This is a genomic window from Novipirellula sp., from assembly GCF_041583735.1.
Lineage (GTDB): Bacteria > Planctomycetota > Planctomycetia > Pirellulales > Pirellulaceae > Novipirellula.
This window is the reverse complement of sequence record NZ_JBFHFD010000253.1, coordinates 1-11,575: the sequence shown is the minus strand read 5'-3', so window position 1 is coordinate 11,575 and position 11,575 is coordinate 1. Positions and strand designations below refer to the sequence as shown.

At 55.5% G+C, this 11,575-nt stretch carries 8 protein-coding genes; 2 read left to right on the top strand and 6 right to left on the bottom strand.

Annotated features, from left to right (window positions below):
- Positions 1-229 (top strand): hypothetical protein (locus ABX962_RS18550; RefSeq protein WP_372721525.1); only part of this gene is annotated, 229 nt, incomplete at its 5' end.
- A 194-nt stretch (positions 230-423) separates the two neighbouring features.
- Here the strand turns inward: ABX962_RS18550 and ABX962_RS18545 are convergent.
- A complete protein-coding gene (locus ABX962_RS18545) occupies positions 424-2,883 on the bottom strand; it encodes a cytochrome C (RefSeq protein ID WP_372721524.1) in 2,460 nt (819 codons plus the stop codon).
- A 441-nt stretch (positions 2,884-3,324) separates the two neighbouring features.
- On the opposite strand from ABX962_RS18545, the gene ABX962_RS18540 reads away from it, so the two are divergent.
- On the top strand, positions 3,325-3,825 hold the full coding sequence (locus tag ABX962_RS18540) for a CBS domain-containing protein (RefSeq protein ID WP_372721523.1): 501 nt from the start codon (positions 3,325-3,327) through the stop codon (positions 3,823-3,825).
- A gap of 561 nt (positions 3,826-4,386) precedes the next feature.
- Here ABX962_RS18540 and ABX962_RS18535 read toward each other — a convergent pair.
- The 5 genes from ABX962_RS18535 to ABX962_RS18515 form a co-directional block, all read right to left on the bottom strand.
- A complete protein-coding gene (locus ABX962_RS18535; protein ID WP_372721522.1) occupies positions 4,387-4,863 on the bottom strand; it encodes an MgtC/SapB family protein in 477 nt (158 codons plus the stop codon).
- 1,093 nt (positions 4,864-5,956) lie between these two features.
- Entirely contained in the window at positions 5,957-7,393 is a 1,437-nt protein-coding gene (locus tag ABX962_RS18530) for a sulfatase (RefSeq protein ID WP_372721521.1), read from the bottom strand.
- A gap of 510 nt (positions 7,394-7,903) precedes the next feature.
- Positions 7,904-9,388, bottom strand: a complete 1,485-nt coding sequence (locus tag ABX962_RS18525; protein WP_372721520.1) for a sulfatase — start codon at positions 9,386-9,388, stop codon at positions 7,904-7,906.
- A 235-nt stretch (positions 9,389-9,623) separates the two neighbouring features.
- On the bottom strand, positions 9,624-10,988 hold the full coding sequence (locus ABX962_RS18520) for a DUF1552 domain-containing protein (protein ID WP_372721526.1): 1,365 nt from the start codon (positions 10,986-10,988) through the stop codon (positions 9,624-9,626).
- 5 nt (positions 10,989-10,993) lie between these two features.
- Entirely contained in the window at positions 10,994-11,437 is a 444-nt protein-coding gene (locus tag ABX962_RS18515) for a four helix bundle protein (protein WP_372721519.1), read from the bottom strand.
- Between the last annotated feature and the right edge of the window lie 138 nt (positions 11,438-11,575).

Here is an 11,575-nt window from a genome sequence, read left to right as displayed (position 1 = left end):
CGATTGCATGCAAATTAACCACCGCTGCCTCAGCGAGGCTCAGTGGATGAGCACGATGCGGGAATTCAGCGGCGATTACGTGCTTCCACCGAACGATGCTCTGGCTCGCGTTTTTACGGGGGCAGCCTGCAATAACATGCTCGGCTCACCGCAACTTCATCCAGATCCGATCAAAACTTCATCAGCTGTATCCGCATCGAGCAAATGGCGTGCCCATAGGATCCTATAGACTTTGCGGATGTCGGGAGAGGGGGAGGGGGATGACAGGAGAGCCGATGACAGGGGAGCTGACGACAGGGGGGCTGACGACAGGGGGGCTGACGACAGGTTGGAGACCTATCCCACTTGGAGCGGACGAAACTCTTGACGCGTTTCGCTACGGGGGAAGGTTGATGCTGGGAGAGCCGATGACAGGCTGGAAGCCTATCCCACTTTGCGGCGGCGGTACCAAACTCCCCCCAAGACAGCGAACAGTGGGAGGCTGATGATTCCGATCGCTTGTCCCCAGGCACTCGAGAGCACGATTTTGTTGAGTAGCGCATCATGCTCGCCGGGCGATTTAGGCGTTTGCCCGGTGTACTGCGCAACGTGATGCAACAGACTGACGGCCAACGACGCAGTGGGAATCTCTTTGTGACACGCGATACAAGTTCCTTCGCGACTGATCCGATCAAGCTCGTCTTTGTTGAACGCACGCGATAACTGAAAGTGATGGCCCACCGTGGCAACCTGCTGTCCGTCGCGGTCGACAATCTGAGACCAGTCGTGATCGAGATTTTCAATCGCGGCCATCTGTGGTTGCGATTGCTTGGGCAGGATCGTGCCGTCAATCGATTGTAGATCGACCACATGCTGCTCGTTCCACGGCCGCGTCGAGCCAATCCCCAATCCGAGTGCTTTGCTTGACGCATGACACGATTCGCAGGAACGTGCGTTTTTGGTGATCGTATGCGGCTGAGTCGGACTCATGTCGATCGACAATTGGCCGTCCTCGCCACCGCCTTCACTGTTCGCTTCGGTTTTGAAAATATGGTTCAGAATCAACGGCTTACCGTCTTGGCCGATGATGGTCACCGAGGTTTGGCAGCCGGGAGCCAGGGGGCTGACGCGGCCTTCGCCGTTGATCCCCAACATCGGTTCTTCCCAGCGTTCGTAGCTGCGACTCTCGCTAACCTTTCCGGGGATGATCGTCTCAAATCCCTGTTCGCCTCGATCGGCCCGATGCTCGTCCTCGCCATGCAATCGTCCGGCGGCGACCCAGTCGAATCCTTGTTTGGACTCGTTGCACTCAGGGCATTTGTCTTTTTGAGTGAAATCGATTTTGACGTGGCACCCATAGCACTGGGGCGTCCAAGATGCGTGGCACGAATAACATTCCATCTGCTGCAGATGCGATGCCACGCCTTGCATCGCGACACGTCCCCGTTCGCTGATTTTGTTCTCTTGCATCAACGTCTTCAGCGGCTTCATGCGAATGTCGGCACCCGCGGCGGTATAGACAATAATCTCGTCGCCGTCGCGGACGACGTTTTCGTAAGGGTTACCGCGAGCGGTCAACAAAAAACCATCACGTTTGTCGACCTGGGCCCCCTGCAGCGTATGCGGCAGCGGCGTGTCGGTCAGCCCGCGTGGTTCGCCCGATGCCGGCACTTCGTCAAACTCGTCCATGAACCCGAGAGGCAATTCCCAAGGAAATTGATCGGGAGTGCCGTGGCAATCGGAGCATTCGATCTGCACGGCGGCAAGGTTCGCTCCGGCAAGAAAGCCGTCGCCGTGAACGTCCAGTGAGGTATGACAATCCTGGCAAGTCATTCCTTTTTGGTAGTGAATGTCCTGCTCCATCGCTAGGTAATGTTTGGTATGCAGCTTGGGTTGGTCGCCGCCATCATCGGCATAGGGTGAATGGAAGGGCGTTTCCATCAATCCTTGAAACGAGACGCCGATCCGTTTGCCACGGTCGTGACAGGTGGTGCAGGTTTCCACCGGAATGCCGCTGTAGGTTTTGCCGTGAACGGTGACCTTTGCATCGCGAGTACCTTGAATCGAATGCACCAGCGCATGCCCCGGTTCGTCGTGCGGGATCGATGGATCGTCGCCTTCGTAGAGCCCTTCGTTTCCATAAGGAACGTGACACGAGGAACATCCCATGCCGCGAAAATCGCCTCGCTCTTGTCGGCCTTTGACGGCGTGATGGCAGCGTTGACATTCTTGGCGAATGTAGGTGAACGCGGCAAGCGATGGGTCTTGTTCCAACCGATCCAGTTCACCCGGCTGTAGCGCGTCGGGAAGCGGCTCGTGACGATCAACGAAAACGTTCGGCTCTTTGTCTTTCAGCACTGCCATGTACTTGCGATAGGCGTCGGTCCCAAGACGCTCGCTGGGGTCCGTGGGATTTTCGACGGCGTAGTTTGCCCATTTGTGTTCGTAACCGGCAAGCGAACCAAACGCCCAGCAGACGCCTTGGATCTTGCCCGCTTCGGTCATCATCAAACTCTGCCATTGGACTCGAACTTGGTCCTCGTGGCATTGGCCACACGTTTCCGCGTTGACCCAGGGGCTGCTCGGTTGCGGGAAGAAATTGTCGCCACCGTGCGCTTTTGCCTTGTCCACTTTTTCGGTTGGATCACCGTTGTGACAAACCACACAGCCGGCCGGATCGCCCAAGGCTTCGCCTCGCTGCATGATCTGGTTGAGCATCTCGGACCCGATTTCGCGAATCGGCTCGACTTCGGAATGACAAGCCATGCAGCCCGATTCGGCAGCGGCGGGAAAATGGTCGAGCAATCGATCGGCGAAACAAGCTGGCGTGACCACAATGCAGACGAACGCGATTGAGAACGCCACCGTAGCGGTCTGGATCCGAGTCAAGGTGGAAAGAAACATGCAGCAAAAGCTTGATGAGAAGATGGAAACGATGAGCCGCGGATTATGGCAGACAAATGCGAACGGTTCCCCCCAATCTTGCGGATAATATACGGATTTCATTCGGATTCGGAGAAGCGGATCATGCGGGAACCCGCAAATCCTGCCTGCCACGCTTCTCTAAACCGTACATCAGGTTGACAGTCATACCGCTTTCCGTGTGAACCGCCGCCATTGATGCCGCTTGGTACAAGATTCGCAAACTTGACGGGTTCGGTTGGTTATCTAACGCAGCACGCACAAAGCGGGCAACCGAAGTTCGATCGCGGGATCATCCAGGGTCATCACCCTCATTTTGCCACGCCCGCGTTCACACGTGCATGACAGCAGCAGTGACACGGGGTGATGTTCACTGAATCGGTGTCAACCTTCACCGCATCCATCGAAACAAGGACACAAGCAATGACGACTCTAGCCTCGCCCACGGCCCAGACCCTCATGAACCGCGATGTCCGAACCATCGCCCCCGACATGCAGTTGGTCGACATCGTGGCGTTTCTGCAAAAGCACAAACTATCCAACGCACCGGTGACCCAAAAAGAAGGAAACCAGCAACGATTGTTGGGGTTTATCTCGGAGGGCGATTGTCTGGAATGCTTGGCAAACGAGTTGTTTTACGGTAATCCGAGTCCGGTGCAGACAGCCGAAACGATGATGAAACGGCATCCGACTTGCGTGACACCCACGACTGATATTTTTACATTGACGTCGATCTTTATGAGCCACAAATTCCGGCACCTGCCGGTGGTCGAGGGTCCGATGTTGTTGGGTATTGTCAGCCGCCGCGATATCCTAAAATCGCTCGACAAATACTATCGCGAGTGGTCGAACACTCGCGATCATGAACGATTCCCAGTGGACTTGCACGAGATCATCAATCTACGTTTTCTGGTCGGCAAGTAGGGCGATAAGCGAAGTTCCATCGAGACAAGGGAGCCCACTGACAATGGCGTGACTCGCACACCGTGTGTGCACCATCGCGCGATACGCTTTTGTGTTTCCATTGTGTTTGCGGTAGGTTTGAACAAATTATTAACCGAGTGCGAACGGTGGATCGTAGAACATCGGGAAGAGCGGAGATCCGTGGCACGTCCGATCGTTTCCGGCTAAAAACACGACGCAAGGGCGCGGGTTCCAAGTACCCGGTAGAGCTTTGTTCCGGTTAACTCTGCAGATAGCTCTCCTCTGACGAATGAGTGCCCAAGATTTTTTCAAACGCCTGGCATAATGTCCGCTCTCACCGCGCCAGTGCAGCAGTAGCGAGTCACCTCGCCCGAGCGCAGCTGGGGCGAGGCCGGACGGGCGCGTAAGGCCTCGTTCGGGTGAGGTTCGACCACGCAACGCAACGAGCAGTGCGTCTCCACTTGCTCGGTCGGCCCTCACCTTCGCATTCGCTGAAGGCTCTGCTCGACCTCCCCAAACTGCGTTGGGAGAGGTGACAGCACGCTCGCTTAACGCCGGATTTTATTTCAGTAGAGTCACGTCGCTGTTGGGATCGGTGTTTCCTTGACCCTGCTTCCGTTGCTTCAATAGTCGCGATTCGATCGGTCGCAGTACGACGAGGACGACCAGCGTTAACAGAGTGCTAGTGATCGCTAAGGGGTATTCGTCTAGTCCACACGCCGTTCCTATCGCTGCGGAGAGCCAGATGGTCGAAGCGGTCGTTAATCCAAAAACTTCGTGTTTTCGATCGGCTTTCAGAATTGTTCCGGCACCGATAAATCCGACACCGGCTGCGATCCCTTGCACGACGCGGGTCAGATCCACTGGCAATGGGGTGGTCAGTTCACGACACGCCAACACGAACATCGCCGAGGCAAGTGAAACCAACATATGGGTGCGGAGTCCGGCGGAGTGACCACTCATTTGACGTTCGATGCCAATCAATCCGCCAAGCAACACCGCGGCAACGGTCGGTAACCACACACTGCTGAAGGTCATCGCGATTGCCTCGATTGGGATGAGAAAGTGGCCAATGAGTTTAGACGGCGGCGGTGATGCAAATAACTCGCCCCCGGACATTAATATAACCGCGTTGGCCGCTTCGTTTCACGTCGGAAGTCAATGTATCCAAGCGAATGATGAAGGAAGGTCTGCGCTAACAAGGAATCTGTGAACGCAAGATTTACCTTCGTGCGGGTGTTCCGATTCGTTGTTTCCCGGTCATCGGTGCGTCGCGGGCCGTCCGGGTGCGGCGTAATAGAACGTTCGATTTTGACCGGGCGGCTTGCGCCGCTCCGCCAGATAAATCCATCCGGACGATGCGAAAGTTGGTGGAATTGGGTGCTTGCCTCGGACGCTACAACTTTGGCCATTTCGACGGAGACTGAGCGGTGGGGTTTTCTGGCAAACTACAGCTGGCTATCTGCCGACGAAGGCGGTTGCCAATTTACTAGCAACCGAATAGGCCGGAGGCCGAAACATGACCTGCCGTTGGCGTGAGCCAACGGTATAGGGGCGACCTGGCGCCGTCAGGCCGGAGGCCGACACACTGACCGAGAGTGTGTCGCCCGCTGGGCTATGTTTTCCCACCTCCGCTAGCCGGTGGCTCACGCCACCGGCAGAGGGAGTGTCGGCCTCCGGCCTGCAGTCGACACCACTAAATCAGCAGTCTTCGAGGTCGTGGGAGAGGGCGACCGCGAAACTCCGATGCATACTGCGTCACCATTGGTGAGTGGCTTGCTCGGTCAGCCCCCTCACCCGAACGTCGCTGAAGGCTCCGTTCGACCTCTCCCCCAACGAAGTTGGTGGAGAGGTGGCAGAAAACCAGCGCAACCGAGAATCATGACAACCTCAAAGTTTTAACTGTCCAGTGCTTGCCCAATGCAATTTACCTTGGGGAGCGTTTGCGTCGCGGGCCGTCCGGGTGCGGCGTGATAGAACGTTCGCTTTTGACCGGGCGGCTTGCGCCGCTCCGCTAGATTACTCCATGCGGTTGATGCGAAAGTAGATGGTATGGGGCGTGAGGTGGATGGTTCGCGCTACGGGAAATTGACGCTCTTGGCGCGTTGAAATCGATTGGATGCAAAACCCATTACGAAGATTGGGGACGTTTTGACTTTGGTTGACGCCCCACCTCCTGTTGGCGAGCCGGATCGCATTTGGGATTTGCTGAGGGCATTTGCGCGTTCACGGATTCTCGCCACTTGTGCAGTTTCTCCTCTAGCTCTCGCGTCTTCGCAGGCAGGCTTTCGGACAAGTCATTTTGCTCGCCAATGTCGACAGCGAGATCATACAGTTCGACACGCTCGTCTTCATGGAACTCGATCAAACGATAATTGCCCGAGCGGATAGCACTGTAAGGCGAATCACCCCCGGCGTGGTAATGGGGATAGTGCCAGAAAAAGTCACGGTCAAAACGATGTTGAGAATCACGCAGTAATGGGACCAAGCTCAGTCCATCAGCCGGTTGCATCTCAGTCGCCGTCACCCCAGCAAGTTGCTGTATCGTCGGAAAAAGATCCATCGTGATGATCGGCTCATCGCAAACCGATCCGGCCGGCGTTACTCCAGGCCAATAGGCAATCGCGGGAACGCGGACGCCACCTTCGTAGGCGGACCCCTTGCCACGTCGCAGCGGCAAATTCTCGGTAAAGCCATCATGTTTTCCGTTACGCTGCGTTAACCCGCCGTTATCGCTAATAAACAGGATCACGGTGTTGTCGGTCAGATGGCGTTTTTCGAGTTGGGCGACAATGCGGCCAACGCTTTGGTCCAAGCTGGCGACCATGGCGGCGTAAGTTGGATTTTGATGAATCGCGGTTGGATCGACCTTTGACGTAAAGTAGTCCACCAAGTCGCTGCGGCCCTGGATCGGAGTGTGAGGCACGTGGTAGGCGAAATATAGAAAGAAGGGATCGGATTTTGATTGATCGATGAATTCGCACGCTTTGTCGGTCAAATGGTCGGTCAAGTAGTTTGATTTTGATTCGCCGTCGGATGGCGTTTTTAGCAGGTAACCCTTCGCCCCCGGCGGACGCTCGTAGGACACGTCAAACCCTTGGTCGGTTGGCTTTGTCCCGCTGGCGTGTTTACCAATGCCGCTGAGATGCCATTTCCCGACGTGGCCGGTGCGATAACCGCTGCCCTTGAGGACCTCGGCAATGGTTAGCTGTTCGCCATCAAGACGCTTGGTCCACTGCGGTATCTGCAGCTTAGCGAATGGGCGATTTTGGCCCGCGATAAAGTCGGTCAAATGCAGCCGCGCTGGATACTTGCCTGTCATGATCGACGCGCGGGTGGGCGAGCAAACGGTGCACGCCGCATAGGCGTTGGTGAATTTCACTCCTCGATCCGCCAGCGAATCTAAATTCGGGGTTTCGTAAAAATCGCTGCCGAAGCACCCCAGCCCGGTCCAGCCGAGATCATCGGCCAATAGCAGGATGACGTTGGGGCGTTCGTTGGCCACCGCCGAGGTTGAGAATAGTGAGGCGAGCAACAAGCCGACCAAGGGCATTCTTTCTTTAAACATACAGTCGCCTCGTTAATGGATAAGAGTTTTGTAGCAAGACGGAGTCGCCAGCATCACGATCTGCTGAGCAGTTGAGCGGTCGCCATTGTACCCCAATGCGGGGTTTTCGAAGTCGAATGTTTTTGACAACCCAGTGGGTGAGGGAGAGAAGATTGGTCCTGATGCGGTCCCTTGCTGACGCGTCGGGTTGGCATTTGCCGGGCCCGGATGCTGTCGTGAGCGGGCGAGTCTGATGTGTTACCCCAACACCGTGAAGGTTTGTCTGGTAGCGACCTTCGCCAGAAGGTGGTGATTCGTATGTACGCGGCAACCATCCACGCTCTGGCGAGCGTAGCTACAAAAAAGCAAACGTCCACGCTCTGGCGAGCGTAGCTCCGAAAAAGTAGTTTGCCGACTAACAAATGCTTCGCCGGGTTGGCTCAAACGACCAACTTACGCGCGGTGGTGTCGTACCAATTCAGCAGTCTGCTTCGTCGGCAGAAAGGTCATTACCGTTGGCTTCGTCTCGACTCAGCCTTCGTTGGCAGTAAGTTCGCGTAACTGCAGTTCGATCTTGTTGTGAAGAAAACTTGCGTCTTGCTTTGACACATAATCCTGCAGTGCGGCCGCCAATTCTCGAACCACTGGCTTGTTTCCAGGTTCGTCGATCGAGTTTCGCAGCTCGTCGGGGTCCTGTTGCAGATCAAACAACCAAGGCTGTTCGGAAACCGAGAAGACAAGTTTGAAGCGATCATTGATCACAGCGAACCACGAGGGCTTTAAACCCGATGATTGAAGGATCGCGACCTCATCCAGGTTTTGCTGGGTCTTTCCAGAAAACAATTCCGACGCATCGCGGCCTTCGACGGACTCGGGTGCTTGCTTACCAAGTAGTCCTAACAGAGTCGGCGCAAAGTCGACAGTACCAAATGCTTGGTCGACACGGGTTCCCGGCGGAATGATTCCAGGGGCGGCGATCAACATGGGAATCTTGGCACTCCCTTCGTAGGGGTTGCCTTTGTTCAATCGGCCGTGTTCGTAACACAGGTCACCATGATCCGACGTGAACACGACGATGGTGTTGTCGGTTAATTCCAGTTCGTCGAGCGTTTCTAAGATCTTGCCGACATTGTCATCAATGCAACGCACCATTCCGAAATAGAGTTGCATCAACGAGGGATTGAATTTAAGTGTCGCATTCTTGCCGGTTGCCGCTGCCCAAGCGGGATTATCACGGCTCATCGAAAATGACAACGGCGGACGAATCGCCATGTCGGCAAACATCGTGTCGTACGGTTCGCGGACGGTATTGGGTCCGTGGGGATCAGGAATGCTTAGGTGGTAACAAAAAGGTTCATCGGCGTGTTCGCGGATGAAGTCGACGGCGCGATCGGCCAACCAATCGGTCGCAAAGGTTTGTTCGTCCGCGTCGTCGACATTGTAACTGGGGTTGCCCTTATTATCGCGTGCACCGACTTGCGGGCCGGATTCGGTCAGTTCCAAATTCTTCCAATGGCCGCGGTTAAACATAAATCGATTGTCGGCAAATCCGAATTGCCGCTTCGGTGCCCATTGCGGTTTACCGGGCCCATCGAGATGCCATTTTCCCGCATAGCCGGTCGCATACCCGTCACGCCGAAGCACTTCGGCAAAGGTGACGATGTCGCTGCGATAAGGTTGGTCGTTGGAGTGCGCACCGGTCTTATGCGGGGGAAGCCCCGAAAAGAATGCGGCCCGTGATGGCGTGCACACTGGGCTAGTGGCGTAGAATGAGGTGCAGATCACGCCGCGTTTGGCGATCGAATCGATGGAAGGCGTCTGGACCACGGCGTCGTCACCCCACACAAACGCTTGTTCCGGCGGCAGCGTGTCTCGATAGGCACCGAGCGTTTGGAAATTGTGCTCGTCGGTCTGGATGATCAGCACGTTCGGAGGTGATTTTGCCGTGGACGTGTTGCAAAGGATTACAGTGCAAATGAGCACCGCGAAGTGAATGGAACCGCGTGAAGTTCTCATGATGATTGCTGCGAGGGGGCGGGAAGAGGAGGAGAAATTCGAAAAGGTGATTGTAGTTGATTTACTGAGCCGTGACGCGTAAGCGGCCGGGTCCCGTGCATTACCCGGTGCCTTACGGCCCACGGCTCACCACCGAAGTGTGGATGAGGGAGGGCTGATGACAGGCTGGAAGCCAATTCCACACAGGGACGACGAAACTCTTGACGAGTTTCGCTACGGGATCGTATCCCACATTTTAGGCGGTGAACAACTCGTCGATCAGGCCGGTGGAATCGCCAAACGATGTGGCGTTGATTCCGGTGCCACGCAGCGTACTGAGCCAGAGGTTACAGAGCGGTGTCTTCGGATCGCTCATCACGAGGTGGCGACCTTGCTTGAACCCAGCACCGCCGCCCGCGATCAACGTGGGGCAATTTTTTAGCGTGTGCACCGAACTGAGATTGGTTCCGATCGTTAACGCGACATGGTCAAACAGACTCGAGCCATCGGGTTCCTTCGACGCCTTGAGTTTATCGATGAACTCGGCAAGCAGTTTGGCGTGCGTTTTATCGCGAGTTTCCGAAACCGTTCGTCGTTCGCCTTCGGAATAGTGGCTCATGCTATGGGCACTCATTGTCGCGCCGAGACTTGCGATCATCGAATCGACGGGCATGCGATAGGTAAATACCCGTGTGGCATCGACTTGCATCGCGGCCACCATGATGTCGTACATCATGCGAATTTCCTCGACGCCTTCGAGTGATTCTTTGGGTTCTCGCACTTTGTCCTTGGGCGATTTCTTTTCGACGCCCAGCCAAGCTTCCTCTTTGGCCAGTCGCACTTCGATCTCACGAACCGACTGCAAATATTCGTCCAGTTTCTGTGAGTCAGTGCGATTGATTTTGCGGGCGACCGACTTGGCATCCGCCAGCACGGTGTCCAGTACGCTGCGTTGTTCATTGAGCCGCTGTTGCCGCTCGGCTAGCGGTGTCGTGTCATTGGAGAACAGACGATGAAACGCCGCGACGGGTGTATCGAGTCCGGCGACCGGCTTGCCCGAGCGGTTCCAGGCGAGTGAGGAACCAGGGCCATGACCATCATTCGCGGCCCCTTTGGCGGCGAGTTGAATCGAGGTAAAGCGAGTCTTTTCGCCAAGCACTTCTGCGGCAACTTGGTCGACCGAAATGGTATTGTGAAAACTCTGCCCTGGAATCGCGTAGCGGTTCGCACCGGTCAGCCAAAACGTGCTGCCGGAGTGCCCGTCGGCGGAATATTGATGCATCAGATTTTGGATGATCGTGATGTCTTTTTGATGCCGGGCGAGCGGTTTCAAAACCGTGGGCAGCTCGTATTTCTCACCGACCGTGTTGACGTCGGGATACCATCGGTCGGCGGTCACGCCGAAGCCCATCCCGAGAAAAATCATCCGCTTTGGGGGCGTGGTTGACGTGGGCGTTGCCGCCGAGGCGAACCGGCGAAAGCCAAATGATTCAAGAAACGGCAACGTGATCAGCGTGCTGGCGCTGCGAAGCACACCGCGTCGCGACAACCGGGACGGAGCGACAGAGGGTTCGGCGATGGGGGAGGGAGTTTGAGAGTGCTTTTTATGGTTGGTTCGCATTTTCATTATTCGTTTTCCGTGTTTGGTGATTCGGTGGTCTTGGGCTTTCGTTTTTTGTCTGGTTTAAGACGCCAACTGTCTGGCTTTTTGATCATGTTCACTAACATTCCGATGATCTTGTCGTATTCACAATAAAGTTCTCGCGCGACGTCGGCGTCGACGTACTTGCACTCCACCGCAAATTGCAACCATGTTTGCGTTTCCGCCGCTTCCGCTTCGGAGTCAGACAATTTTGCAACAAACGCCGCCGGGTACCGACGCTTCCGCCAAGCTTCCGCGATGTTGGCGGCGACAGATCGTGAAGAGCGTCGACATTGGTCCGTCAGCGAATACCGCTCTTCCAAAGGGAATTTTCGGCTCAGTTCAAATAGCCGCATTGCTGATGCAAAACTGAATTTGTAGACATCGAGGTCCGTATGTTTGCGAATCGTTTTCTTTCGTTCTTCCATCGCCTAATCTCCTCCGTCTCTCAATCCCTCAATCCCTCAATCTCTCAATCTCTCTGTCACATCGCCTCAGGCGTTACTTCGTTTTAAATGGTTTTGATTGGACCAACGCGTGAATGAAAACGCTTAACTCGTAGTCAT